The sequence below is a fragment of the Castellaniella caeni NBRC 101664 genome (assembly GCF_001592225.1).
Classification (GTDB): Bacteria; Pseudomonadota; Gammaproteobacteria; order Burkholderiales; family Burkholderiaceae_B; genus Castellaniella; species Castellaniella caeni.
Window position 1 is genome coordinate 47,817 of sequence record NZ_BCWN01000004.1, and the last position, 23,941, is coordinate 71,757.

The 23,941-nt window shown below is 66.9% G+C and carries 25 protein-coding genes and 1 pseudogene; 15 read left to right on the forward strand and 11 right to left on the reverse strand.

All coding sequences use genetic code 11. From position 1 onward, the window contains the following. The first annotated feature begins 2 nt into the window (after window positions 1-2). Together fliK and CCA01S_RS15970 are read left to right on the forward strand one after the other, a co-directional pair. The gene (gene fliK / locus CCA01S_RS15965; RefSeq protein WP_066454234.1) at window positions 3-1,424 is read left to right on the forward strand and encodes a flagellar hook-length control protein FliK; all 1,422 of its coding nucleotides are present in this window, start codon (window positions 3-5) and stop codon (window positions 1,422-1,424) included. Beyond that, entirely contained in the window at window positions 1,421-1,747 is a 327-nt protein-coding gene (locus CCA01S_RS15970) for an EscU/YscU/HrcU family type III secretion system export apparatus switch protein (protein WP_066454236.1), read from the forward strand. The genes fliK and CCA01S_RS15970 overlap by 4 nt, the downstream gene beginning before the upstream one ends. A 46-nt stretch (window positions 1,748-1,793) precedes the next feature. On the opposite strand, the gene fliE is transcribed toward CCA01S_RS15970, so the two are convergent. After that, on the reverse strand, window positions 1,794-2,129 hold the full coding sequence (gene fliE, locus CCA01S_RS03615) for a flagellar hook-basal body complex protein FliE (RefSeq protein WP_373278685.1): 336 nt from the start codon (window positions 2,127-2,129) through the stop codon (window positions 1,794-1,796). 369 nt (window positions 2,130-2,498) lie between these two features. On the opposite strand from fliE, the gene fliF reads away from it, so the two are divergent. The 13 genes from fliF (at window position 2,499) to fliR (ending at window position 13,391) form a co-directional block, all read left to right on the forward strand. After that, window positions 2,499-4,142, forward strand: a complete 1,644-nt coding sequence (fliF, locus tag CCA01S_RS03620; protein WP_232304964.1) for a flagellar basal-body MS-ring/collar protein FliF — start codon at window positions 2,499-2,501, stop codon at window positions 4,140-4,142. Continuing rightward, window positions 4,129-5,133 (forward strand): flagellar motor switch protein FliG, encoded by a 1,005-nt coding sequence (gene fliG, locus CCA01S_RS03625; RefSeq protein WP_066454243.1) that lies wholly within the window; start codon window positions 4,129-4,131, stop codon window positions 5,131-5,133. Before fliF ends, fliG begins: the two co-directional genes overlap by 14 nt. After that, window positions 5,117-5,890: a flagellar assembly protein FliH gene (locus CCA01S_RS03630; protein ID WP_146030653.1), complete on the forward strand. Its 774-nt coding sequence runs from the start codon at window positions 5,117-5,119 to the stop codon at window positions 5,888-5,890. Before fliG ends, CCA01S_RS03630 begins: the two co-directional genes overlap by 17 nt. Beyond that, a complete protein-coding gene (gene fliI / locus CCA01S_RS03635) occupies window positions 5,887-7,350 on the forward strand; it encodes a flagellar protein export ATPase FliI (RefSeq protein ID WP_066454253.1) in 1,464 nt (487 codons plus the stop codon). Before CCA01S_RS03630 ends, fliI begins: the two co-directional genes overlap by 4 nt. Then, window positions 7,343-7,792: a flagellar export protein FliJ gene (gene fliJ, locus CCA01S_RS03640; protein ID WP_066454256.1), complete on the forward strand. Its 450-nt coding sequence runs from the start codon at window positions 7,343-7,345 to the stop codon at window positions 7,790-7,792. The genes fliI and fliJ overlap by 8 nt, the downstream gene beginning before the upstream one ends. A 13-nt stretch (window positions 7,793-7,805) precedes the next feature. Then, window positions 7,806-9,059, forward strand: a complete 1,254-nt coding sequence (locus CCA01S_RS03645; RefSeq protein ID WP_157076512.1) for a flagellar hook-length control protein FliK — start codon at window positions 7,806-7,808, stop codon at window positions 9,057-9,059. 78 nt (window positions 9,060-9,137) lie between these two features. Then, a complete protein-coding gene (locus tag CCA01S_RS03650; protein WP_066454262.1) occupies window positions 9,138-9,623 on the forward strand; it encodes a flagellar basal body-associated FliL family protein in 486 nt (161 codons plus the stop codon). Next, on the forward strand, window positions 9,623-10,639 hold the full coding sequence (gene fliM / locus CCA01S_RS03655; RefSeq protein ID WP_066454264.1) for a flagellar motor switch protein FliM: 1,017 nt from the start codon (window positions 9,623-9,625) through the stop codon (window positions 10,637-10,639). The genes CCA01S_RS03650 and fliM overlap by 1 nt, the downstream gene beginning before the upstream one ends. Further along, window positions 10,636-11,169 carry a flagellar motor switch protein FliN gene (gene fliN / locus CCA01S_RS03660; protein ID WP_066454266.1) on the forward strand — a complete coding sequence of 178 codons (534 nt, stop codon included), beginning with the start codon at window positions 10,636-10,638 and terminating at the stop codon, window positions 11,167-11,169. Before fliM ends, fliN begins: the two co-directional genes overlap by 4 nt. Before the next feature lie 13 nt (window positions 11,170-11,182). Beyond that, window positions 11,183-11,491: a flagellar biosynthetic protein FliO gene (gene fliO, locus CCA01S_RS03665; RefSeq protein ID WP_066454268.1), complete on the forward strand. Its 309-nt coding sequence runs from the start codon at window positions 11,183-11,185 to the stop codon at window positions 11,489-11,491. Then, window positions 11,491-12,276 carry a flagellar type III secretion system pore protein FliP gene (gene fliP, locus CCA01S_RS03670; protein WP_103035876.1) on the forward strand — a complete coding sequence of 262 codons (786 nt, stop codon included), beginning with the start codon at window positions 11,491-11,493 and terminating at the stop codon, window positions 12,274-12,276. The genes fliO and fliP overlap by 1 nt, the downstream gene beginning before the upstream one ends. 10 nt (window positions 12,277-12,286) lie before the next feature. Continuing rightward, complete coding sequence (gene fliQ, locus CCA01S_RS03675) at window positions 12,287-12,556, forward strand: flagellar biosynthesis protein FliQ (RefSeq protein WP_066454272.1); 270 nt, start codon at window positions 12,287-12,289, stop codon at window positions 12,554-12,556. 49 nt (window positions 12,557-12,605) lie between these two features. After that, window positions 12,606-13,391 carry a flagellar biosynthetic protein FliR gene (fliR, locus tag CCA01S_RS03680; RefSeq protein ID WP_066454274.1) on the forward strand — a complete coding sequence of 262 codons (786 nt, stop codon included), beginning with the start codon at window positions 12,606-12,608 and terminating at the stop codon, window positions 13,389-13,391. Between the two features lie 14 nt (window positions 13,392-13,405). On the opposite strand, the gene CCA01S_RS03685 is transcribed toward fliR, so the two are convergent. The 10 genes and pseudogenes from CCA01S_RS03685 to flgF all read right to left on the reverse strand — a co-directional run bounded on the left by CCA01S_RS03685 (window position 13,406) and on the right by flgF (window position 23,936). Further along, window positions 13,406-14,092, reverse strand: coding sequence for a hypothetical protein (locus CCA01S_RS03685; protein ID WP_066454276.1), 687 nt, complete (start codon window positions 14,090-14,092; stop codon window positions 13,406-13,408). 2 nt (window positions 14,093-14,094) lie between these two features. After that, window positions 14,095-15,870: a methyl-accepting chemotaxis protein gene (locus tag CCA01S_RS03690; RefSeq protein ID WP_084386441.1), complete on the reverse strand. Its 1,776-nt coding sequence runs from the start codon at window positions 15,868-15,870 to the stop codon at window positions 14,095-14,097. A 167-nt stretch (window positions 15,871-16,037) separates the two neighbouring features. Further along, the gene (gene flgL, locus CCA01S_RS03695) at window positions 16,038-17,291 is read right to left on the reverse strand and encodes a flagellar hook-associated protein FlgL (protein WP_066454280.1); all 1,254 of its coding nucleotides are present in this window, start codon (window positions 17,289-17,291) and stop codon (window positions 16,038-16,040) included. Window positions 17,292-17,318: 27 nt separating this feature from the next. Then, window positions 17,319-18,161, reverse strand: coding sequence for a flagellar basal body rod C-terminal domain-containing protein (locus CCA01S_RS16360; protein ID WP_373278687.1), 843 nt, complete (start codon window positions 18,159-18,161; stop codon window positions 17,319-17,321). 162 nt (window positions 18,162-18,323) lie between these two features. Further along, window positions 18,324-19,301 (reverse strand): annotated as a pseudogene (gene flgK / locus CCA01S_RS16365) (flagellar hook-associated protein FlgK); the annotation flags it as partial. A gap of 121 nt (window positions 19,302-19,422) precedes the next feature. Next, window positions 19,423-20,397, reverse strand: a complete 975-nt coding sequence (flgJ, locus tag CCA01S_RS03705) for a flagellar assembly peptidoglycan hydrolase FlgJ (RefSeq protein WP_066454290.1) — start codon at window positions 20,395-20,397, stop codon at window positions 19,423-19,425. A gap of 8 nt (window positions 20,398-20,405) precedes the next feature. Further along, window positions 20,406-21,605 (reverse strand): flagellar basal body P-ring protein FlgI, encoded by a 1,200-nt coding sequence (locus CCA01S_RS03710; protein ID WP_084386471.1) that lies wholly within the window; start codon window positions 21,603-21,605, stop codon window positions 20,406-20,408. A gap of 25 nt (window positions 21,606-21,630) precedes the next feature. Next, a complete protein-coding gene (locus tag CCA01S_RS03715; protein WP_066454576.1) occupies window positions 21,631-22,278 on the reverse strand; it encodes a flagellar basal body L-ring protein FlgH in 648 nt (215 codons plus the stop codon). 89 nt (window positions 22,279-22,367) lie between these two features. Further along, window positions 22,368-23,153 (reverse strand): flagellar basal-body rod protein FlgG, encoded by a 786-nt coding sequence (flgG, locus tag CCA01S_RS03720; protein WP_066454292.1) that lies wholly within the window; start codon window positions 23,151-23,153, stop codon window positions 22,368-22,370. A 30-nt stretch (window positions 23,154-23,183) separates the two neighbouring features. Next, complete coding sequence (gene flgF / locus CCA01S_RS03725; RefSeq protein ID WP_066454293.1) at window positions 23,184-23,936, reverse strand: flagellar basal-body rod protein FlgF; 753 nt, start codon at window positions 23,934-23,936, stop codon at window positions 23,184-23,186. Window positions 23,937-23,941 lie beyond the last annotated feature (5 nt).

The following is a 23,941-nucleotide window of genomic DNA, read 5'->3' on the forward strand; positions in this document are numbered from 1 at the left end:
CCATGAGTATCGGGGCCCCCTCCAACCTCGGCACTCTGCTCATCCAGCGGCTCGACCAGACGCTGGGCACCACGCTGAGCCAGCAAGCCAACGTCGTATCGGGCGCCGGGCCGCAGGCCGTACCTCAGCCAGGCACTCCGGAAAACCCCACCGCACTGCGGAACCCGGCCCAGCGCGACCCGAAAGAATCGGTCGACCGGGCCGGCAGCCAGGGACAACAGCGCGCCGCAGTGGGCAAGGCCGTGCGCGAGATGCAGCTGGACAACCTGCTGGGGCGCGCCACGACGTTTCGTGGGGCCACCCAGTCGGCGCCCACCACGCTGGGCTACGCCGCCCGCATCATCCTGGCCTTGCTCAACGAATTCCCGCAAGCCAATCAGGCCATCCAGGGGCGCAACCCGCTCGTGCAGCAATCCGGCGGCAATACAGGCGGCGGCACCGGCGCCAGCGGCGGCGCACAGGCCACGGGCCAGCTGCCGCCGCCCCCGGCGGCACAGTCCGCGGCGGCCAGCTCGCCCGGCCCGCTGGGCAGCGCCACCCGGCTCTGGGCCCAGCTCGCCAGCGCCCTGAACCAGCCCGGCGCACTCAGCGCGCAGTTTGCCCAGGCGCTGTCGCAGTCGATCCAGACCAGCGGCCTGTTCTACGAGTCGCACCTGGCGCAACTGGCCGCCGGCAAGACCACCGCGCAGGCCCTGCAACAAGAACCACAGGGGCAGATCCGGCCACAGGCCGATCCCGCCGGCGGGGCGGATACCGCCGCCCGCCCCGCGGGTGCACCGCCCAATTCGCTGGCCGCGCTGGTGCAGCAGGCCCAGCCGGACACGGTCGGCGGCCAGGGCCAGGGCGCGCCCGATGCCGCCAGCACGGCGACGGCGGGCGGCACCGCGGGCACGCAAAACGCCGCCGTCGGCAATGCCCCGCCTCCGGTTCCCGTCCCGGGCATCGATCCGCAATCCCAGCTGCTGGTGCGCCAGCAGCTCGAGGTGCTGGCCAACCAGGGGTTCGTCTGGCAGGGCGAGGCCTGGCCCGGCGCCGACATGCACTGGGAGGTACAGCGTCGCCAGCCCGACGACGGCAAGATGCCCCAGGCCGACCAGGAACACTGGGCGACGCAGCTCAAGCTGCGGCTGCCCACGCTGGGCGAGGTTCAGGCGCGCCTGAGCCTGTCGGGCACGCAGCTGGTGATGCGCATCACCGCGCCGCAATCGGCGGCGCGCCTGAGCCAGGCCATCGAACCCCTGCGCGCGCGCCTGTCCGCGCAGGGCTTGCAAGCCAGCCAGCTGTCGGTGATGGCGCACGACCCCGCCGACCCGGATACGGCGCACGCCGGGCGCAACACGCCGACGGCCAGGGGCGGCGCCGACGACATCGCAGCCGCCCACGCCATGTCCAGCATCGATACGTTCGAAGGCAACACCCCATGACGCAACCGACCACGTCCCACGCGGCCGACGCACAGCGTGCCAGCGCCGTGGCCATCGCCTACGACCCCAGCGACCAGGCGCCCCGCGTGGTCGCCAAGGGCTACGGCAACCTGGCCGACACGATCGTCCGTACCGCCCAGGAACACGGCCTGTACGTGCACGAATCGCCCGAGCTGGTGGGGCTGTTGATGCAAGTCGATCTCGACGCCCACATTCCGCCGCAACTCTACGTCGCCATCGCCGAACTGCTGGCCTGGCTGTACGCCCTGGACAACGACGGCCAGGGCGTCAGCAAAAAAACGGCGCCGGACACCGGCGCCTGAAACACAAAGACACGGGGCCGGGGGGCCCCGGCCAGACGCAGGGCCGCTAGACGGCCATATTGGCGATTTCCTTGTAGGCATCGACCAGGCGGTTGCGCACCTGCACCGTGGCCTGGAACGACAGCCCCGCTTTTTGCAGGTCGATCATCACGTTGCTGAGCGACACGTCGGGGTCGCCCAGTTCGAAGGCGCGGGCCTGGGCGTTGGCGGCGTTCTGGGCATGCGAAACCCGATCGAGCGAACGGGCCAGTTCGGCGGCGAAGCTGCCCTGCCCCTCGAGCGCAGCCGTCTGGGGCTGCGCCGTCATGCCTTGCGAGGCGCGCGCGACGGCGCGCATCTGGGAAAGCAGGTTTTCGACACTGGCCAGGGCTTGCGAGGTGATCATGGTCAAGGGGCAAAAGAATAGAAAGGCGGAATCCGGGAAGGCCTCACGGGGCGGCAGGCGCACGAGAGGCCTCTGCAGTAATATACGCTGCGCCGCGCGCCGGGCAGCGGGCCAATAACGGGCTCAAAGCCAGGTAGTTTGGCCGATTGCGGGCCGCGGTGTAACCATCGATATCCGACAACTAAGCCCCAAAAGCCGCGCTTTTTGGCGCTTGCCTCCACGCTAATCACCGCCATAATGGCGGCCATTGAATCCCTATTCCTGCCGCATGAGCATGCACACCATCCAGATCCCCGGTTTCTGGCCAGGGCACCGCCTGACGGCCTTTTCCGCACTGCCTGCCCGATGAACCCGATTGCCGACTGGATGAACAAAAATCCCGCCCTGGCGCGACTGACCGCCCTCCCGCGCCCCGTGCTGCTCGGCCTGGGCGCCGCGCTCGTCGCCGTCCTGGTCGTCGCCAGCCTGTGGATGCGCGAGCCGGAATACAAGACCCTGTTCTCGAACGTCGAATCGCGCGACGGCGGCGCCATCGTCTCCGTGCTGAACCAGCGCAACGTTCCTTACAAATTTGCCGACAACGGCAACACCATCCTCGTCCCCGCCGATCAGGTCTACACCCTGCGCCTGCAGCTGGCCGAACAAGGCCTGCCGCGCGGCGGCAGCGTCGGCTTCGAACTGCTCGACAAGCCGCAGTTCGGCGCCAGCCAGTTCACCGAGCAAGTCACCTACCAGCGCGCGCTGGAAGGCGAACTCGCGCGTTCCGTCGAAGGCCTGCAGCCGGTCAAGTCCGCGCGCGTGCACCTGGCCATCCCACGCCAGTCGCTGTTCGTGCGCGACCACGAGGCGCCCACCGCCTCGGTGCTCGTCACCCTCTATCCCTCGCGCAGCCTGAGCGAAGCCCAGGTCTCGGCGATCACCTGGCTGGTCTCGTCCAGCGTGCCCAAGCTCAACGCGGAAAACGTCTCCATCGTCGATCAGGATGGCCGTCTGCTGTCCAACCCCGGGGGCGAAGCCGGCCTGGACAGCACCCGGCGCAACTTCATCAGCGACATCGAGCAGCGCACCACCCAGCGCATCCTCACGCTGCTCAACCCCATCGTCGGCCCCGGCAACGTGCGCGCCCAGGTCAGCGCCAACGTCGATTTCTCGCAGCGCGAGCAGACCTCCGAGGTCTACAAGCCCAATGAAACGCCGGGCACCGCCGCCGTGCGCAGCAAACAGACCAGCGACTCCCTGCAAAACGGGGTCAATCCGCCCGAGGGCGTGCCGGGCGCGCTGAGCAACCAGGCGCCGGCCAACGCCACCGCGCCCATCCAGACCGCGCCCGCCAATCCGCCCGCCCCCGGCGCGGCCAACAACGGCGCCAATGCCGCTGGCGCGGCACAGAACACCACCCTTGGCACGAGCAGCGCCGCGCACGGTTCGGCGCGCAACGACGCCACCGTCAACTACGAAGTCGATCGCACGATCAGCCACGTCAAGCACGAGCTGGGCACGCTGCAGCGCCTGTCCGTCGCCGTGGTCGTCAACTATCGCGACAAGGACGGCGAGCCCAAGCCGCTCGACCCCGCCGAAATCGACAACATCAACGCCTTGGTGAAACAGGCCATGGGCTACTCGGCCGAACGCGGTGACACGCTCAGCGTGGTCAACAGCGAATTCACCAGCCAGGAACCCGTCGTCAAGCCCTGGGAAGATCCGGTCTACCGCGACCTGGCCCTGCAAATCGGCAAGGTGCTGCTGATCCTGGCCGTCCTGTTCTTCATCTGGCGTTCGGTCATCCGGCCCATCGTGCAAGGCTTTGCCAACGCGCAGGTCGAGCGGGTGAAGAACGAGGCGCACCTCGAGACCATGCGCGAGCAGCGCCGCCAGGACGAGCTGCGCCAATCCGAAATGAACCGCTACGAGGAAAACCTGGACACCGCCCGCGAGCTGGCACAGCGCGATCCGCGTGCCGTCGCCATGGTTCTGCGATCCTGGATGGACCCCAAAAATGCCAAATCCTGAAGTTGATCTCACCCGTTGCGCCATTCTCATGATGTCGCTGGGCGAGGACGCCGCCGCCGAGGTCTTCAAGTTCCTGTCATCCCGCGAGGTGCAGCAGATCGGCTCGGCCATGGCCAACCTGAAGCAGGTCACGCGCGCCGACGTCGATCAGGTGCTCGAAGACTTCCGTCGCGAGGCTGACCAGTTCATGGCGGTCACGCTGGGCTCGGACGACTACATCCGCTCGGTGCTCACCAAGGCGCTGGGCACCGACCGCGCTGCGGGCCTCATCGAGGACATCCTCGAATCGGGCAGCGAAGGCACCAGCACAGGCATCGACGCCCTGAACTGGCTCGAACCCAGCAACGTGGCCGAACTCATCGCCGACGAGCACCCGCAGATCATCGCCACCATTCTGGTGCACCTCGAACGCGACCGCGCCTCGGCCATCCTGGCGCTGCTCAACGAACGCCTGCGCAACGACGTAATGATGCGCATCGCCACCTTCGGCGGCGTACAGCCCTCGGCGCTGCACGAATTGACTCAAGTGCTCAACGAAGTGCTCTCGGGCCAGGGCGCCAAGCGCTCGAAGATGGGCGGCGTGCGCACCGCGGCCGAGATCCTCAACTTCATGAACACGACCGAGGAAGAAGCCGTGGTCAGCAGCCTGCGCGAAATCGACGCCGATCTCGCGCAGCGCATCGTGGACGAGATGTTCGTCTTCGACAATCTGGCCGACGTGGAAGACGCCGCCATCCAGCTCATTCTCAAAGAGATCGACACCGCCTCGCTCACCATCGCCCTCAAAGGTGCCAGCGAAGAACTCTGCGCCAAGTTCTTCAAGAACATGTCCAACCGCGCCGCCGAAATCCTGCGCGACGACCTCGAAGCCCAGGGCCCGGTGCGCATGTCGCGCGTGGAAACCGAGCAGAAAGCCATTCTCATGGTGGCGCGCAAACTGGCCGATGCCGGGCAGATCAATCTGAGCATGGGCAATGACCAGTACGTCTGAAAAGCCCTCCAGCAGTCTCCAGGCGCGCGCCCGCTGGCAGCGCTGGGAGATGGATTCACTGGAAGCCCGCCAACGCGCGCAGAACCGGCGAGTCACCGACAGCGAAGCGCACCGGGCCGAACTCGCCCGCCAGCGCACCCAGGCCCTGGCCGAGGCGCGCGAAGAAGGCCTGCGCCAGGGCTACCAGGCCGGGTTCGAACAGGGCGAACGCGAAGGCCGCGTCCAGGGGCAGGAAACCGGGCGCCAGCAGGGACACGCCCAGGGCCTGGACGAAGGGCGCGCAGAAGGCCATGCCCTGGGTCTGGCGCAAGCACAGGCCGAAGGTCGGGCTCTGGTGCAAGAGCAGGCGGCGCAGCTGGCCCACCTGGCGCAAGCCTGCGCCACGGCCCTCAACCAGCTCGAAGCCGAAGTCGGCCAGTCGCTCATCAGTCTGGCCACCCGCATTGCCGAACAGGTGCTGCATACCCAGCTGCAAGCGCACCCCGGGCACGTTCTGGCACTCGTCGAGGACGTCATGCGGGCCCGCCCCGAACCGGGCACCGCGCTGACCCTGCGCCTGCACCCGGACGACGTGGCGCTGGTCGAGGCTTTTCTCGCGCAAAATCCCGACTTCGCCGGCTATCGCCTGGTGGCTGACGAACGCATCACCCGCGGCGGCTGCATCGCCGAAACCGCGCTGGGCTCGGTCGATGCCACCCTCGAAACCCGCTGGCACCGTATCATCTCGGCACTGGGCCAGAAACCCGCCAAGCCATGAGCGCCCCGGATCAGCCCCTGGACTCGGTCGGCGCGCGCTGGCGCGCCCAGCTGGGCCTGTGCGAAGAACGCATCGAAGCGCGCCAGGCGACGCGCAGCCAGGGCCGCGTGACGCGCGCCACGGGTCTGGTGCTTGAAGCCACCGGCCTGCAGCTGCCCGTGGGCGCCGCCTGCAAGGTGCAGGTCTCCCCCGGGCGCGACCTCTGGGCCGACGCCGAAGTCGTGGGCTTTTACGGTGACACCCTGTACCTGATGCCGCAAAGTGATACCACGGGGCTGCGGCCTGGCGCCCGCCTGGTGCCCGCTGAAACGCTGCAGCTCGATCCGGTCGCCCTGCCCTCCAGCGCCAGCCCCGAACCCAGCCACCCCGTGGGCACCGACCAGGCCCGCCACCTGCCCGTGGGCTGGGCGCTGCTGGGACGCGTGCTGGACGGGGCCGGTCGCCCGCTCGACGGCAAGCCCCTGCCCACCGACCTCGACCTCGCGCCACTCAGCGCCATCCACATCAACCCCCTGGCGCGCGCCCCCGTCGATACCGTGCTGGACGTCGGCGTGCGCGCGATCAACGGCCTGCTGACGGTGGGCCGCGGCCAGCGCATGGGGCTTTTCGCCGGTTCGGGCGTGGGCAAGAGTGTGCTGCTGGGCATGATGGCGCGCTACACGCAAGCCGACATCATCGTCGTCGGCCTGATCGGCGAGCGTGGCCGTGAAGTAAAGGAATTCATCGAGCTGAACCTGGGCAGCGACGGCCTGGCGCGCTCAGTGGTGGTAGCCGCGCCCGCCGACGTCTCGCCGCTGCTGCGCTTGCAGGGGGCCGTATACGCCACGCGGCTGGCCGAATATTTCCGCGACCAGGGCAAGCACGTGCTGCTCATCATGGATTCGCTCACCCGTTACGCCATGGCCCAGCGTGAAATCGCCCTGGCCATCGGCGAGCCGCCCGCCACCAAGGGTTACCCGCCCTCGGTCTTCGCCAAGCTGCCCGCGCTGGTCGAACGCGCCGGCAACGGCGCCCCGCAAGGAGGCCGGGCCGCAGGATCGATTACGGCGTTTTATACGGTGCTGACCGAAGGCGACGACCAGCAAGACCCTATCGCCGACTCCGCCCGCGCCATTCTCGACGGCCACATCGTGCTCTCCAGAACCCTGGCGGAATCCGGCCACTACCCGGCCATCGACATCGAAGCCTCGATTTCACGCGTGATGTCGGCCATCGTGCCTGCCAGCCAGTTCCGCTGCGTGCACCAGTTCAAGCGCATGGTGTCGCGTTACCAGCGCAACCGTGACCTGATCGCGGTGGGTGCCTATACTGCGGGAAACGACCCGGAAATCGACCAGGCCATCGAACGCTACCCCTGGCTGGAGAACTACCTGCAGCAAGGCATCGACGTCCAGGTGGACTACCCCACGGCGGTCTCCGCCCTGGCCGCCGTCCTGGGCCAGGAGCCCAACCATGCCTAAAGAAACCTCGCTCGACATCCTGATCAACCTGGCCCAGGATCGGCTCGACGAGGCGGGGCACGTGCTGGCCGACCTGAGCACGCAGCGGCGCAACGCGCAGCAGCAGCTCGGCACGCTCGACGGCTACCGCAGCGACTACGCGCGGCGCTTGCAAAGCACCACAGAAGGGGGCCTGACCGCCTCGAATTACCACAACTTTAGGCACTTTATCGCTACATTGGACGAGGCGATTTCCCAGCAAAATAGAATCATTGCCCAAATCGACACCCAGATCGAGACCGGTCGCCGCCAGTGGCACGCCGAAAAGCGTCAACTGAACTCTTACGAAACCCTGAAGACCCGCCAGCTGCGCCAGTTTCAGTACCGCGAACAGCGTCGCGAACAGCGCGCCAGCGATGAAATCTCCGCCGGCCTGTACCGACGCCAACAACCGTCACACTGAACGTGCACTCATCATGAACATACCCGTGCTCCCCGTCAGCCCCGCCGCTCCGGCACCCGCCGAAACAGCGGCGCGTCCCGCCGAAGCCGACGACAGCACGGCGGCGTTCTCCAACGTGCTCTCCAGCCAGCGCGCGCCCGACACCGCCGCCCCCCACACGGGCCCCAGCGCCGCGCGCGGCCCGGCAAAACCGGACGACGCCGACAAGCAGGCGCCGATGGGCCCCGAAGAAACCCTGGCCTTCATTCTCAGCAGCACCACGCTGCCCCTGATGCAGGCCGCCGCGCAGGCTAGGCCAGCCCAGGCCGCGGCGGATCGCGGCCTGGAAGACGCCGCGCAGCCAGCCGCCGACAACCACCGGCCGGGCAAGGCACTGGCCACGCTGGCCGCCCCCGCCGCCGACGCGCTGGTCGAAGACCCGGCGCCACAGCGCAAAGACAGCGCCGCGGCCGCGCCCCAATCCCGCGTCCTCGCCGCCCTCGCCGCCCTCGCCGCACCCGATGCGCGCGGCGGCGCCAACATCCCGGCCCAGGCCGCTGTTGCCGCCCCAGGGGATCCCGCGGCAAGCCGCGCCACCTCGCCCGCGCGCGGCGGCACCCCGGGCGGCACCAGCCTGCCGGGCAGTACCGTCGGCACCCGCCCCGGCGAAGCCGTCTCCCCCGCCAGCACCGGCCTGCCGACGGCGGCTCCGCGGGCCGATGGCCCGCTGCCAGACACCAGCGCCCTGCAAAGCGCGGCGGCGCCTGCCGGGGCGTCCCTGCTGAACACCCCGGCCACCGCACCCGCCGCCGCGCCACTGCAGGCGACGGTCGCCACGCCGCTGGGCAACGCGCAATGGACGCAAGACTTCAGCCGCCAGGTACTCAACCTGGCGCAGACGGGCACCAGTGCCGGTGGTCACACCGTGCTCATGCACGTCAATCCGCCCGAACTCGGCCCGATCCACATCACGCTGCACATTGGCGACAACCTCGCGCAGGCCTCTTTCGTCTCGCCCCACGCCAACGTGCGCCAGGCGCTCGAAAGCGCGCTGCCGCACCTCGAACAACAGCTGGCGCAGGCCGGGCTGTCGCTCGGGCAGGCCAACGTCAGCGACCAGCAGGCCGGGCAGCAGTCATTTGCACAGACGCAACAGTCCGGCCACGCCGACAAGGGCGTGCAATTCAGCCTGGATGGGGGCTTCCAGGTGGCTCCAGAAGCGGCGCTCGCCAGTTCGGGGGGGCGTGCCGCCTCGCGGCCCGACGCTTTGGTAGACACCTTCGTGTAAGCAAATTGGTAACATTGAGCGGGCAAACCATTACAATACGGCCTCGCACTCGAACCCATATCCCCCCGACCCGGAACCATGCTCAGGCTACTCAAATTCATTCTCCTGCTCATCATCGTCATCGGTGCCACGATTGGCGGCACCATGTGGTTCATGAACAAGAGCAGCGCTCCTGCCGCCCAAGCCGAAGCGGCCACGCCTGCAGCCAGTCCCGCCGCCGGGGCCCCCGCGCCGACCCCCGTGGTAGCGGCGCCCATCTTCGCCGAGCTCGACCCCTTCACCGTCACCATCTACGGTGAAACACGCAACCGCATCCTCTATACCGCCATCACCCTGCGCCTGGGCGACGAGCACTCGCGCAAGCAGATACAAGACTACATGCCCGAAGTGCGCGACCGCATCATCAAGGTGCTCTCCGCCCAGGAACTGGGAAAAATTCAGACGCCCGAGGGCCGCAAGGCGCTCACTGAAGCCGTCAAGGCCGAGCTGACGCGCCCCTTCGCGCCCCAGCTGCCCGGACCGCAGGTCGCCGACGTGCTGTTCACGGCCTTCGTGGTGCAGTAATGCCGTACCAGAGCATGCTTTCTCAGGATGAAGTCGATGCGCTCCTGGCGGGCGTCACCGGCGAAGAATCCGCGGACGCGCCCGCCGCGGAGGCCCCGCAAGACGGCGTACGCCCCTACGATCTGGGGTCGCCCGACCGCGTCGTGCGCCACCGCATGCAGACGCTCGAACTCATCAACGAACGCTTCGCGCGCCGCCTGCGTTCGATGTTCTTCGGCTTCATGCGGCGCAATGCCGACATCACCGTCAACAGCATCAAAATCCAGACGTACTCCGAGTTCGAACGCAATCTGCCAGTGCCCAGCAACCTGAACATGGTGGCCATGAAACCACTGCGCGGCACGGGCCTGTTCTCGTTCGACCCCAACCTGGTTTTCCTCGTCATCGACAGCCTGTTTGGCGGGCATGGGCGCTACAACACCCGGGTCGAGGGGCGCGACTTCACCAACACCGAACAGCGCATCATCCGCCGCCTGCTCAACCTCACGCTCGAGTGTTACGGCCAGGCCTGGGACGCCGTCTACCCCATCGAATTCGAATACATCCGCTCCGAGATGCACACCAAGTTCGCCAGCATCGGGGCGGGCAACGACGTCATGGTGGTATCCTCGTTCAACATCGAGATGGGTTCGTCCGGGGGCAAGCTCATCGTCTGCCTGCCCTACTCGATGCTCGAACCCATCCGCGACCTGCTCACGCGCCCCTTGCAGCAATCGGCGGCCGATGCCATCGATCAGCGCTGGACGCAGCAGCTCTCCCGCGAGGTGCGCAGCGCCGAAGTCGAGATGAGCGTTGAATTCGCCCGCATCGAAACCTCGATCGCCGAGCTGCTGCACCTGGCGGTGGGCGACGTGCTGCCAGTCGAGGTTCAGCCCAGCGTCACGGCCCGCGTCGGCGGTGTTCCCGTGATGGAGTGCAACTACGGCACGTTCAACGGGCGCTACGCGCTGCGCGTGCAAAAAATCCTCACCACGCCTGGGGAATCCGACCAACTGCTAGCCCGCACCAAGAAATGAGCGATATCAAAGACAACGACCCCTCCCAGACGGAACCGGCCCCCGCGAGCAAGCTGGAAGACGATTGGGCCGCCGCGCTGGCCGAACAGCAAACGGCCCACGATCAGCCCACCCAGGCCGCCGGCCTGAGCACGGAAGACGACTGGGCCGCCGCGCTGGCCGAGCAGACGGCGGCCACGCAGGCCGCCCCGGCGCCCGAAGGCGCCCAGGCCGCGGCCGCCCAGGTCTTCCAGCCCCTGGTGGGACAAGTCACCGAAGGCGACAGCGACATCGACATGATCATGGACATCCCCGTCCAGCTGTCGGTCGAACTCGGGCGCACCCGTCTCACGATCAAGAACATCCTGCAGCTGGGCCAGGGCTCGGTCGTCGAGCTCGACGGCCTGGCCGGCGAGCCCATGGACATCTTCGTCAACGGCTATCTCATCGCCCAGGGCGAAGTCGTCGTCGTCGATGAAAAATACGGCATTCGCGTCACCGACATCATCACCCCGTCCGATCGTATCGCACGGCTGAACAACCGGCGCTAAGCCCGCTCAGACCATGGATCAGGGCCAGCTGCTGCGCGTCATCCTGTCGCTGCTGTTCATCCTGGGCCTGCTGCTGGCCCTGGCCTGGGCGGCGCGGCGCGGCGGCTGGCTACGCCAGAGCACCCACGGCACGCAGCTGCGCATCCTGGGCACGCAAAGCCTGGGGGCGCGCTGTTCGATCACCGTGGTTCAAGTCGAAGACAGCCGCCTGGTGCTGGGCGTCACCCCGCAGCAGGTCACGCTGTTGCACACGCTGCCCGCCAGCGCCTCTTCCCCCGACGACTTTGCCGACGCGCTGGGCAAGGCCGCCGCCAGAACCTGATGCACCGTTTCTCTCTTTCCCGCATGCTCCGCCTGCCCGGCCCCGGGGCCTGCGCGCTCGCCGTTCTGCTGCTGATACTGGCCTGGCCCCTCAGCGGCCTGGCCCAGGCCACCCTGCCCGCCCTGACGAACACCCCCGGCCCCAACGGCACGGAAACCTGGTCGCTCAGTGTGCAGACCCTGGTCATGCTGACCATGCTGTCGTTCCTGCCGGCGGCGCTGCTGATGATGACCAGCTTCACGCGCATCATCATCGTGCTGGGCCTGCTGCGCAACGCGCTGGGCACGGGGGTATCGCCGCCCAATGCCGTGTTGGTGGGCCTGGCGCTGTTTCTCACTTTCTTCACGATGTCGCCGGTGTTCGACCAGATCTACACCCAGGCCTACCAGCCGCTGGCCAGCGACAAGATCACCTTCGAGCAGGCCCTGGACGTCGGCAGCCAGCCGCTCAAGACCTTCATGCTGCGCCAGACGCGCGAGGCCGATCTCAGCATGTTCGCCGAGATGGCGAAGGTGGGCCCCCTGGCATCCCCGGCGGACACCCCGCTGCGGGTGCTCGTACCCGCCTACGTCACCAGCGAGCTGAAAACCGCCTTCCAGATCGGCTTCACGATCTTCATCCCCTTTCTCATCATCGACCTGGTGGTGGCCAGCCTGCTGATGGCGCTGGGGATGATGATGGTGCCGCCCGTCACCATTTCCCTGCCCTTCAAGCTGATGCTGTTCGTGCTGGCCGACGGCTGGCACCTGCTGCTGGGCTCGCTGGCCCGCAGCTTCTATCAATGAGAGCCCGCCGATGACCCCGGAAGCCGTCATGTCCCTCACCTATCAGGCCCTGCGGGTGGCGCTGGTGATGGCCGGCCCGCTGCTACTGGTCACCCTGCTGGTGGGCCTCATCATCAGCATCTTCCAGGCGGCCACGCAGATCAACGAGATGACGCTGTCCTTCATCCCGAAGCTGCTGGCCGTAGGCACCACGCTGGTGCTGCTGGGGCCCTGGCTCATCACCACGATGGTCGATTACATCCAGACCCTGTTCAACTCGATACCCGGCCTGGCCAGCTGACGCGGAGGGCCGACGTGTCCGAGACACCGCTTTCCCCCGCGCCCCAGCCATGATCGACTTTCAGCTCGACCAGCTCTACGGCTGGATGAACGCTCTGCTGTGGCCACTGTTTCGCATTGCCGGGCTGGTGAGCCTCGCTCCCGTCCTGGGTGAATCCAGCATCCCGATGCGCCTCAAGGTGGGCTTTGCCGTGCTGTGCGCGATCGTGGTGGCGCCGCTCGCGGGGCCCATGCCCAGCGTCCCCCCGGCTTCTTATGCGGGCCTGTTGATCGCCCTGCAACAGGTGGTGATCGGCATGGCCCTGGGCCTGTGCATGCGCCTGATCTTCACCGCCACCATGATGGCGGGCGAATTCATCGGTCTGCAGATGGGCCTGGCCTTCGCCTCGTTCTTCGATCCGGCCACCGGCGCCAACACCGCCGTGCTCTCGCGCCTGCTGAACCTGGTGGCCATGCTGATCTTCCTGGCGGTCAACGGCCACCTGCTGATGCTCGACGGCCTCATCCGCACATTCACCATCCTGCCCGTGGGCGCCAGCCTGAACCCCAACGGCTGGGGCGTCCTGCTCGACTGGAGCGCGCAGCTGTGGATCTCGGGGATGTTGCTAGCCCTGCCGCTGGTCATCGTGCTACTGACCATCAATCTGGCGCTGGGCATTCTCAACCGCACGGCGCAGCAGCTGTCGGTCTTTGCCGTGGGTTTCCCGATTTCGCTCACCACCGGCCTCATCATGCTGGCCATCGTGCTGCCCCAGAGCAGCGACTTTCTGACGCGCTTCTTCGAGGAAGGCTATCAGGCCATGGCCCGCATCGCCCAGGGGCTCGCGGGCCAGTAGGACACGCCGGACGGTCAGCGCCCCGAGGGCGTATTCGGCGACAACGAATAGTGGGTGCCGGGCTGCACGGTCGAACCCGCGGGCAGCAGCGGCTGATCCGTCGCAAGCCCCGCCGCCGGGCTGGCGGCCCCCCCCGCACCGCCGGACATGCGCGTGGCGGAGGTCGCCGAAGTGGCGGGCGACGCTGCCGATACCGGTGCGAGAGGCGGGGGCGCAGGCACGGGAATCGGCCCCTGCGCCGCATCGGCCGGGCTGGCGGCAGGCACCGGCTGGCCTTGTGCGGCGGCGACGCGGGCACGCGCCTGGGCGGCTTCGCGATCCGCTTCTTCTTGCGTCCGAGGGTGGTTCATGAGCGGCAGATTGATGCCGTTGGCCAGGCGCACGAAGCGGCCATCGGGGCCAAAGAGCAGCCAGGCCTCCTGGCGAAAATACACGGCGTCCGTGGCCATGGTGCCTGTATAAGCCCAGCGCGCAAGCACCGAGCCATCGCCCTGCTGCCAGGTATCGACCGGCTGCGCGCCGAGATCGTCGGCGGCCTGCTGCAAGGTGGTGCGGCCCACCACCACTTTGTTCAGCCCCCCGGTATTGAAGGTCTGCCCAGTGACGCTGCAGCCCGCCAGCAAGCCGCTGGCGCCCGCGACCGCCAGCCAGGCGGCCCACCGACGGCGCGTGCTGCCCGCCATCACGCGATTCCATATCATCTTCAGAATTCCTTCCAGTCTTCATTGTCTGCCGCCACGGCCCGGACGGCGCGTGGCGATTCGCGCCGCGTGGCGGCCTCGACACTGGAAACATCCAGGGCCACGGCGTCAGGCGCAGCGGCTCCAGGCAGCCGGGCGGCGGACGCCGCGCCCAGCGCCTCATGGGACAGTGCGGATTCGAGGGCAATATCCCCCGCAAGCGCCTGCTCGCTGAGCTGGAAGACGGCCAGCGACGTCTCGATCTCGGCCGCCAAGGATTCCAGCGAGCCCGCCGCCGTGGCCGCCTGCTGCACCAGCAGCGCGTTTTGCTGCGTGACCGCATCCATCTGGGCGATGGCCAGGTTGACCTGGTCGATGCCTGTGGACTGCTCGACCGTGGCCGCCGTGATCTCGCCCATGATGTCGGACACCCGGCTGACCGCCTGCACGATCTCGTCCATGGTGGCGCCCGCCCGGTTGACCTGATCCGACCCGGCCCGCACGCGGCCCACCGAGTCATCGATCAGTGCCTTGATCTCTTTGGCCGCACCGGCGCTGCGCTGGGCCAGCGCCCGCACCTCGCTGGCCACCACGGCAAAGCCGCGGCCCTGTTCGCCCGCGCGGGCGGCCTCGACGGCGGCATTGAGCGCCAGGATATTGGTCTGGAAGGCGATGCTGTCGATCACACCGACGATGTCGGCGATTTTCTGCGAGCTGCCGGAGATGCCTTCCATGGTCTGCACCACTTCCTGGACGACCGCCCCGCCGCGCGAGGCGACCTGGTGCGCCGTGCCCGCCAGCTGGTTGGCCTGCTTGGCGTGCTCGGCATTCTGCTTGACCGTGCTGGCCAGCTGTTCCATGCTGGCGGCCGTCTGCTGCAGCGCGGCGGCCTGCTGATCGGTGCGACTGCTGAGGTCGAGGTTGCCGCGGGCAATGCCTTGCGTGCCCGACGTCATGCGATCCATGCGGGCGCGCACGCTGCGGATGAGCGATTCGAGCCCGTCGCGCATTTCTTTCAGGCCATACAGCAGGGCGCCGATTTCGTCACGCGAACGCGGGTGGATGGCCACGGCCAGGTTGCCGCCCGCCATGGTCTGCAGGTGGCGCCCCACACTTTGCAGGGGGCGCAGCACCGTGCGCATCAAAATACGGTAGGTGACCAGCGCCAGCAGCACCGCCACCACCACCAGCGCCAGGAAACCGTAGTTGGCCCAGGAAAACTGCTGCGCCAGGGTTGCGCGGGACTGGGCGCTGCTGTTCTGGATGAATTGGTCGAACTGCCCGAAAGCGCGGTCCATGCCACGCGCGGCGCCGCGCAGGCGGCCTCGTTTGAGGGCTTCGAAGCCCTTGGCATCCTGCTGGGCGGCAAAGGTACGCAGCTGCTCGACCTGCGCCCAGTAATCCTTGAAGCTGGCGGTGAGGATGTGCTGCAGGGATTCGGTTTGCGAGCCCGCCAGCGCCCGACCGGCCAGCAGGGCGTCCATGTGCTCGTGCGAACGCTTGAGCAACTGGTCGGCCTGGCCAAGTTCCCAAAGCCGCTGTTTTTCATTGTTGATGGCCAGCGCGCCCTCGATCTGGGTGGCGGCCTGCTGGGCGTAGATGAGGGCGTTCTTGACGTCGGAATTGGCTTGTACGCCCACGACGGCCAACTGCCCGATGGTCCGCTGGCTTTGCTGCTGCACGAACCAGGCGCTGCCCACGGCGGCGAAGGTCAACAAGGACAACAGCCCGACCACGAACGTGAGCCGGGCTCGCAAGGATAGCGCCACAGGGCGGAATTTCGGAAAACGTACTTTCATGTCACCTCACCTTCTGCTGATCGTCAGCATGCCATACGCGTGCTGCGTGCTACGGAAAGAAAACAGGGCCTTATGGGCCCTGTTTTCGGTAAACACTCCGTCCCTGCCGGGCGAAGAAGCGCCGGAAAGCCCCGCCATGAACAGGCGCGCCCGGCACCACGAAATACCTATTTGCCCATATTGAAGAGACTCAAGCCCTGGATCGTCTGGAAGGCCAGGCCCGCGCCCTCGAGCGCCATCTTGCGCAGGCTGAGCTGCGTGGTGGCGGTGTAGTAGTCCAGGTCTTCGAGCCCCGAAAGCGCCTTGGTAAAGCCCAGGCCGCTTTGTGCGCCGCTGTCGTCGAGCGCGGTCAGTTCGTTCATGCGCGAGCCGATGGACGCACGCACCGTCAGCACGTTGTCGTAGCTGGACGCTACCTGCTGCATGGTGGTGTTGATCTGGTTGCGCAAGGCCGCCGTGGCCGCATCGTCGCCCGACGAAGGCTTGTTGAGCGCGTCGATGAGATTGTCGATGCTCTGGAAGAGGTTGGCATTTTGCTGCTGCAGGGGCTCGACCTCGAAGGTATCGCCCGCGTTGGGGGCGCCCGTGAATTGCACTTTGACGCCATGCCCCAGATCGAGTTCGGTGTCGCCCGGCTGCGCATCGAAGCTGGTGGTGGTGCTCGAGCCGTCCTTGGCTGTCGCCACGACATCATAGGAAAAGGCGGCGCCGGGCGTGGCGGGCGCCTTGACGGTCACGGAGAACGAATAGCCCGCCAGCGTCTGGTCAGTGGGGTCGGCATTGGCCGCCCGGTCGGCAATGTACGGGCCGGTGACGATGGCCGTGCCGGTATTGCCGGCCCCGGCCGCGCTGCCGTACGCCAGCGTCCCGGGTTGCGCGCGCGCGAAGACGTCCGAACCGACGTCGCTGCCTGCAAGCTGGCGCGTTTCATTGACCTGGATCATGCGCTGCAAACTGTCGCCCAGGTAATTGCCATCCGTATCGAAGGCGGGCTGACTGCCCTTGGAGCCCGAAAACAGATACTGACCATTGCCGTCCGTGGCGTTGGCGATGCCCAGGGCCGTCGCCCGCGCGCTGGACAACACGCCGGCCAGAGTCTGGCGGTCGGCGTCCGACAACGTGCCGTTGCCCACTTCCACCAGGCGCGTGCGCACGTCCGCCAGCAGGGTTGTCAGAGAACTGAGCGCGTTTTCCTCGGTGCCCAGGTTCTGGTTGGCCACGGCCCGGTTGCTGGCATAGCGGGTGTTCTGCGCCTGCGATTGCGAGATGTTGATGGCCTGCGAAGCGGCCAGCGGGTCGTCGGCGGGTGTCACCATGCGTTGGCCCGAGCCGATCTGCTGAAACAGATGCATGAGGTCGGACTGCTGGGCGTTGATGGTGTTCAGACCGGTCTGGAAAACGAGGCTGGAACTGATGCGCATGATGATTTCCTAAAAATGCGGCAGCGCTCAGCTGCGCAGGCTGAGCAGGGTATCGAACAGGGTCGAGGCGGTGTCGATGAGGCGGGCGGCCGCGCGATACTGTTCCTGGAACTGCTGCAAATTGATGTATTCCTCGTCGAGGTTGACGCCCGACACGGCCTGCTGTGCCGAGTAATTTTGCTGGATGAGCGACTCTTGCGCCTTTTGCGCCGTGGTGTTGGACTGCGTCTTGACCGCCACCGTGTTCACCAGCTGGGAATAGGCCTCGTTCAGGCCCATGGTGCCATTGCCCAGCACTTTGCCCGAACGCAGGGCCGCCAGCATCAGGGCGTTGTCGCCATTGGCCGAGCCCGCCGGACTCGGAGCGGGGTTGCCATTGGTATCGACGGCATCGGCGTCCCAGCCCGCGGCCGCCACCTTGGCGGGGTCGGTGATGGCCACCTGCATGTCGCCCGCCGCCGCCCGCGTGGGCTGGATCAGCCAGGAGTTACCTTCGGCGGGGTTCATGCCGTCGGTATTGATTTCAACGCCGTCGAACACGGCTTTGTCGCCCGCTGCGATCTGCCCCAGCACCGTGCCTTCGGGCACGCGCGTCACGCTGTACTGATTGCTGGCCGCGTCGAACCGCAGGCGATAGTCTTGGTCGGTCAGCTGGGAGACGTCCTGGATATAGGCCGTGGGATCGCCCGCCAGCGGGTCGTTGTTGCCGTTGCCAATCACTTTGGCCGCGGGCTGGGCGGTCAGCTGGATGTCCCAGGTGTCACCCGCGGCAGCCCCCGTCAGGCCACTGGTGTCGATATCGACCCCGTCCAGCGTTCCGGTGGCCCCGGGCGCAATCGTGATGCTCACGGGCGGGTTGGTCTTGGGCATGACGGTGGCGGTGTAGTTCGTCCCGTCAAAGGTCAGCTGGTATGCCTGATTGGGCACGCGTGTCGGGTCGTTGACCGTGACAGCCAGTGAGCCCGTGGCCGCGTTGCCCGCGCCCGCCGTCGCCTGCGCACCGGCAATGCCGTTGTTGGCAAAGAAATAGCCACCCTTGGCACCCGAGGCGTCGTAGCCCTGCAGGTGTTGCGCGTTGATGGACATGGAGATGCCCAGCGCCACCCGCCCCAGGTCGTTTTGCGTCACGTCGAGCACGTCGGTGCGGAAGGTGAGCAGCCCGCCCAGCTGGCCGCCGGTGATGAGGCTGTCATTCATCTCCACCGGCTTCAGCGTGCCGTTGGGCCCCGGAACGGTGTAGTTGACGGCCATGCGGCTGGGATCGGCCGCCGAGGGCAGCACCTGCAGGTGATAGACCGAATCGCCCCCCAGCACGGTCTGGCCGTTGCCGATGGTAATGTTGAAGCGGTCGTCCTGCTCGTAGACATGGATGTCCACCAGCTGGCCCAGTTCGGAAGCCAGCTGATCACGCTGGTCGAGCAAGTCGTTGGGCGGCTGGTTCGGGTTGGTGGCCTTGGCCGTGGTGATCTGACGGTTGAGGTCTTGAATGCGGTCGAGGTAGCTGTTGACCTGCGTGACCGTGGTTTCAATCTGCGTATTGACGTTTTGCCGCTGGCTGTCCAGAAAGGCATTGGCGTCACGCAACTGCGAGGCAAGACTGTTGGACTGGCCGATCAGCTCTTGGCGGGCCGCGGCGTCGGCGGGAGCCGAAGCGATGGCGTCCAGGCTGTCGAAAAACTTCTGGATGCCCGGCGAAATACCCACGGTGCGGTCGGCAACCAGGTTGTTGACCTGGGCCACCTGATCGCCGTAGGTCTTGAGCGCCGCGCCCTTGGTGAGCGATGACGTCAGCTGGGTATACAAAAAGCTGTCGTACGAGCGCATGACGCTCACGGCCTGTACACCGCGCCCAATCCAGCCGGCCGCCGTCGGCGTGGCCCCCGCCGTTTGCGACAGCACGGTCTGGCGGCTGTAGCCTGCGGTGGCGGCATTGTTGATATTGTGGCCCGCCGTCTCCAGACGGTTTTGCGCGACCAGCAGGCCAGCCTTGCCCAGATTCGCCAGATTCATTTGCTGCAATCCTGTCTGTGATGTGCACGCTCGCCAGGGCGCGCACAGATTTCATTTGTCTACATAACGGCACGGGCGGCCGAAAATTTAGCCATGGCCCGCAGAAGACCAACCTCGCGCGCTAGCGCGCGTTGAAATACCCCATGATGGAAATGAGCTTCTGTGCGTAAGAAGGATCGGTGGCGTAGCCCGCCGCCTGCACCTTGTGCGCGGCTTCTTCCGCCGTACGGGCGGCCATCACATCGCTGTAGCGCTCGCTCTGGCTGATCAGCCGTGCATAGTCGGACAGCGAATCCGCATACGAGGCATAGGCCCTGAAGGGTTGCGTCATCCTGCGCGGCTGCCCGTCCACGTATTCCGTCGTGGTCGCCTGCACCACCTCGCCGCGCCACCCCGGCCCGGCCTTGATGCCGAACAGGTTGTGGCTGCTGCTGCCGTCCGGACGCAGGATTTCGCGCTGCCCCCAGCCCGATTCCAGCGCCGCCTGGCTGAGGATCAGCTTGGCGGGCACGCCGCTGCGCCGGGCGGCCACGTCGGCGGCCGCCGCCATCTGGTCGACAAACGCACGGATGTGTTCTGGCGCACCCTGGATGGCGCTGCGCACCCGCTGCCCCGTCTGGCGCTGCGCCAGCGCGTCGATGAGCGCGGTGATCGAATCGGCCACTTGCTGGCGACCCTCGCCGATGCGCGACTGCAGGCCGGGCAGACGCGAGCGTGCGGCCTCGGGCGCATTGGCCAGGGGATCGAGCGCCTGCTTGTCCGGCGCACCGCCCCGCATCTGCGCCATGAGGGCATCCGCCAGGCCGAGGCCCGGATTGGCCAGGGCCAGCGAGGCCTGCTCATCGCTCAGGCTTTGCGCCATCCGCGTGCCCTGCGAATCGAATAACGAGGGGGTCTGGTTCGACACCTGACGCGCCTGCTTGAGCAGCATCTGGATGAACATGGCCTCGAACTGCTGCGCCACTTTGCGCTGCTGCTCGGCAGGCGCGGCAGCCCCCGCGCGCACGCCCTGCTTGAGGGTGTTCAAACTGCTGAAGTCCAGCGCCGAGGGCGCGGCGCCGCTTTGCGGCAGGGGCGTGCTGGTGGTGAATGCCATGGCGCGCCTCAGATCACGTCGAGGTCGGCGCGCAAGGCGCCGGCGCTCTTGAGGTTTTGCAGGATGGACAGCAAGTCTTGCGGCGTCGCACCCAGCGCGTTGAGCGCCCTGACGACGTCGGCCAGATTGGCGCTGGTGCTCACCCGCTTGAGCGAACCGTTCTGGCTGCGCATCTCGATGTCGGTATTGTTGGTGACCACCGTCTGTCCGCCCGCCAACGGCGTATTGGGCTGGCTGACTTGCTGCTGCGGGCTGATGGTAACCGACAGATTGCCATAGGCGATGGCCGCCTCGTCGATCATCACGGTGCGGTTCATGACCACCGAGCCAGTGCGGGCATTAATGACCACCCGGGCCCGCGCGGGCGGCAGGCTGACCTGCAGGTTCTCGACCTGTGACAGGAAAGCCAGCTGGGCCTGCGGATCGATGGGTGCCCGCAGCTCGATGGTGCGGGCATTCAGGGCGGTGGCGGTCTGGCCACCGAAGCGACGGTTCAGGGCGGCCACCACGTTCTGCGCCACGGCAAAGTCGCCGTTGTTCAGTTCGAGCCGGACGCTGCCGTTCTGCGCATACGTGGTGGGCACCCCGCGCTCGACAATGCCGCCATTGGGCACGATGCCACCATTGAGTTGGTTGACCTGGACGCTGGCCCCCCCTTGCGAGGCCCCCGCCCCGCCCACCAGCAGGTTGCCCTGGGCCAGGGCATACACCTGACCGTTGGCGCCCTTGAGCGGCGTCATCAGCAGCGTGCCACCGCGCAGGCTCTTGGCGTTGCCCATCGAAGACACGACCACGTCCACTGTCTGCCCCGGCTGGGCGAACGCGGGCAGACGAGCCGTGACCATGACCGCCGCCACGTTCTTCACCTGCATATTGGTGCCCTGGGGCACCGTGACGCCCAGCTGCGAAAGCATGTTGGTGAGGCTTTGCTGGGTGAAGGGCGTCTGGCGCACCTGGTCGCCGCTGCCATCCAGGCCCACCACCAGGCCGTAGCCGATGAGCTGATTGTCACGCACGCCGGTAAAGGTAGCCATGTCCTTGATGCGCTCGGCCTGCGCGGCAACGGGGGGCAGCGCCATGCAGCCCAGCACGGCCAGCAGCACGAGGCGCCGCCAGCGGCCAGGCGTCCGGGCGCCGGACGGCGGCACGATTCGAAAGCCGCGCGCGGCCCGCGCCAGGCCCGCGAGACGGGCCGCCAGGGTATGCATAAAAACCATGTGCTTGCTCATGCGTTCAGAACGGCGCGATGTTCAGGAAGAAGCGCTGCAGCCAGCCCATGGTCTGCACCTCGTCCATCACGCCCTTGCTGCGATACTCGATACGCGCATCGGCCACCTGGGTGGACGACACCGTGCTGTTGCCCGAGATCGTGCGCGGATCGACCACGCCCGAAAAGCGTACATATTCGCTGCCGCGGTTGATGGCGATCTGCTTCTCGCCGGCGATCTGCAGATTGCCGTTGGGCAGCACGCCGATGACGGTGGTGGTCAGCGTGCCGCTGAAGACGTTGGTCGCGCTGCTGGAGCCCTTGCCGTCCGACTTGTTGCCGCTGGCCACTTCGAAGTTCTGCTTGGCCCCCAGATCGGTGGGCAGAATGGCGGGGGCCAGACCAATGTTCATGCTGGCGCCGCCGCTGCGGTTGGTGTTCGTATCCACGGTCTTGGCCGCGTTGGTCTTTTCCTGGATGACGATGGTGACGATGTCGCCCACGTTGCGCGGGCGACGGTCTTCGAACAGAGGGTAATTGCCATAGGCCGTGGGCTGGTAGATCGAGCCATTGGCTTCAGCGGCGGGGGCGATGACCGGCGGCGGCGAGGCCGTGAGCGGCCCGGTGACGACGGGTTCGGGCGGCACCAGGGCGCAGCCGGAGGCCAGCGCCATCAGGCTGGCGCACGCCAGCCGCGGCAGTTTGCGCCCGGCTGCGCGCAGCCACGCCGCGCCCCGCGATATTTGCGTCTTGCTCATCCGGCTTACAGCTGCGTCAGCCGCGCCAGCATCTGGTCGGACGTCGACACCGCCTTGCTGTTCATTTCGAAGGCGCGCTGTGTGGTGATCATGTTGACCAGTTCTTCGGCCACGTTGACGTTGGACGTCTCGACGTAATTCTGCAGCAACACCCCGGCGCCATCGAGCCCCGGCTGCAGCAAATTGGCCGGCCCCGAGGCGTCGGTCTCGGCGTACAGATTCTCGCCCAGGCTTTGCAGGCCCGTGGGGTTGATGAAGGTGCCCAACTGCAGCTGACCCACCTGCACATTGGTGCCGGTGGCCCCGGGCTGGGTGACCGACACCGTGCCGTCACGCCCCACGGTGATGGACAGGGCATTGTCGGGGATGTTGATACCTGGCTGGATGGGATAGCCGCCCGCCGTCACCAGCATGCCATTCTGGTCACGCTGCATGCTGCCGTCACGGGTGTAGGCAAACGAGCCGTCGGGCATTTCCACCTGTAGAAAACCGTTGCCCTGGATGGCGACATCGAGCGAATTGCCGGTTTCCTTGAGATCTCCCTGCGTGTGGATGCGTTCGGTCGCCACGGTCTGGGCGCCCGTCCCCAGCTGCAAGCCCGAAGGCAATTGATTGGCCGCACCCACGGCGGCGCCCGGTTGGCGAATCGTCTGGTAGAGCAAGTCTTGAAAGACGGCTCGACTGCGTTTGAAGCCCGCCGTATTGACGTTGGCCAGGTTGTTGGAGATGACGTCCATGCTGGTCTGCTGGGTTTCCAGACCGGTCTTGGCGATCCACAGGGAACGAATCATGGTGAAGAATCCTGTTGCTGCGCAGCGGCTTTAGCCCACTGCCGAAAGAATGGAATTGCCGCGATCTTCATTGCTGGTGGCGTTCTTGATCACCTGCATCTGCAGCTCGAACTGGCGCGCGTTGGAAATCATGGCCACCATGGCGGCCGCCGGGTTGACGTTGCTTTTTTCCACAAAGCCCGGTGCAATGCGCACGAGCGGATCGGCCTGCGCGGGCTGACCGCCGCTCAGGCGAAACAGGCCGTCGTCGCCGCGCACCAGCTGATCCTTGGGCGGGTTCACCAGTTTCAACTGCGCCAGCTGCTGGATGTCACGCGGGTTGTCGCCCGCGCCCAGCGCGCTGATCTGGCCGTCGCTGGCGAAGGTGACGCTGCCGCGGTCGGGGATCTCGATGGCCTCGCCGCCGTTGGCGAGCACCGGCAGGCCGCTTTGCGTCACCAGCTGGTTCTGCTGATTGACGGCGAACTCGCCCGCGCGGGTATAGGCTTCACCGCCCTCGGGGGTGCGCACGGCGAACCAGCCCTCGCCCGCGATGGCGGCATCCAGCGAATGGCCGGTATCGACCATGGCGCCTTGCGAAAACTCGCTGCCCGGCGTGGCGGCCACGGTGCTGACGCGCGTGGGCAGCTCGCCCGCGTGCGGCACCACCGGCACCGAGCGGTACATGGCCAGCTGCTCGCGAAAGCCGGTGGTGCCGACGTTGGCCATGTTGTTGGCGATGACCGACTGCTGCTCGAGAATGCGGGCGGCGCCGTTGGACGCCGTGTAGAGGACGCGATCCATGCTTC

Bases quoted from the DNA above. Each gene is read 5' to 3' on its own strand.
- fliK (WP_066454234.1), top strand. From the start codon at position 3: ATGAGTATCGGGGCCCCCTCCAACCTCGGCACTCTGCTCATCCAGCGG.
- CCA01S_RS15970 (WP_066454236.1), top strand. From the start codon at position 1,421: ATGACGCAACCGACCACGTCCCACGCGGCCGACGCACAGCGTGCCAGC.
- fliF (WP_232304964.1), top strand. From the start codon at position 2,499: ATGAACAAAAATCCCGCCCTGGCGCGACTGACCGCCCTCCCGCGCCCC.
- fliG (WP_066454243.1), top strand. From the start codon at position 4,129: ATGCCAAATCCTGAAGTTGATCTCACCCGTTGCGCCATTCTCATGATG.
- CCA01S_RS03630 (WP_146030653.1), top strand. From the start codon at position 5,117: ATGACCAGTACGTCTGAAAAGCCCTCCAGCAGTCTCCAGGCGCGCGCC.
- fliI (WP_066454253.1), top strand. From the start codon at position 5,887: ATGAGCGCCCCGGATCAGCCCCTGGACTCGGTCGGCGCGCGCTGGCGC.
- fliJ (WP_066454256.1), top strand. From the start codon at position 7,343: ATGCCTAAAGAAACCTCGCTCGACATCCTGATCAACCTGGCCCAGGAT.
- CCA01S_RS03645 (WP_157076512.1), top strand. From the start codon at position 7,806: ATGAACATACCCGTGCTCCCCGTCAGCCCCGCCGCTCCGGCACCCGCC.
- CCA01S_RS03650 (WP_066454262.1), top strand. From the start codon at position 9,138: ATGCTCAGGCTACTCAAATTCATTCTCCTGCTCATCATCGTCATCGGT.
- fliM (WP_066454264.1), top strand. From the start codon at position 9,623: ATGCCGTACCAGAGCATGCTTTCTCAGGATGAAGTCGATGCGCTCCTG.
- fliN (WP_066454266.1), top strand. From the start codon at position 10,636: ATGAGCGATATCAAAGACAACGACCCCTCCCAGACGGAACCGGCCCCC.
- fliO (WP_066454268.1), top strand. From the start codon at position 11,183: ATGGATCAGGGCCAGCTGCTGCGCGTCATCCTGTCGCTGCTGTTCATC.
- fliP (WP_103035876.1), top strand. From the start codon at position 11,491: ATGCACCGTTTCTCTCTTTCCCGCATGCTCCGCCTGCCCGGCCCCGGG.
- fliQ (WP_066454272.1), top strand. From the start codon at position 12,287: ATGACCCCGGAAGCCGTCATGTCCCTCACCTATCAGGCCCTGCGGGTG.
- fliR (WP_066454274.1), top strand. From the start codon at position 12,606: ATGATCGACTTTCAGCTCGACCAGCTCTACGGCTGGATGAACGCTCTG.
- CCA01S_RS03685 (WP_066454276.1), bottom strand. From the start codon at position 14,092: ATGATATGGAATCGCGTGATGGCGGGCAGCACGCGCCGTCGGTGGGCC.
- CCA01S_RS03690 (WP_084386441.1), bottom strand. From the start codon at position 15,870: ATGAAAGTACGTTTTCCGAAATTCCGCCCTGTGGCGCTATCCTTGCGA.
- flgL (WP_066454280.1), bottom strand. From the start codon at position 17,291: ATGCGCATCAGTTCCAGCCTCGTTTTCCAGACCGGTCTGAACACCATC.
- CCA01S_RS16360 (WP_373278687.1), bottom strand. From the start codon at position 18,161: ATGCCCAAGACCAACCCGCCCGTGAGCATCACGATTGCGCCCGGGGCC.
- flgJ (WP_066454290.1), bottom strand. From the start codon at position 20,397: ATGGCATTCACCACCAGCACGCCCCTGCCGCAAAGCGGCGCCGCGCCC.
- CCA01S_RS03710 (WP_084386471.1), bottom strand. From the start codon at position 21,605: ATGCATACCCTGGCGGCCCGTCTCGCGGGCCTGGCGCGGGCCGCGCGC.
- CCA01S_RS03715 (WP_066454576.1), bottom strand. From the start codon at position 22,278: ATGGCGCTGGCCTCCGGCTGCGCCCTGGTGCCGCCCGAACCCGTCGTC.
- flgG (WP_066454292.1), bottom strand. From the start codon at position 23,153: ATGATTCGTTCCCTGTGGATCGCCAAGACCGGTCTGGAAACCCAGCAG.
- flgF (WP_066454293.1), bottom strand. From the start codon at position 23,936: ATGGATCGCGTCCTCTACACGGCGTCCAACGGCGCCGCCCGCATTCTC.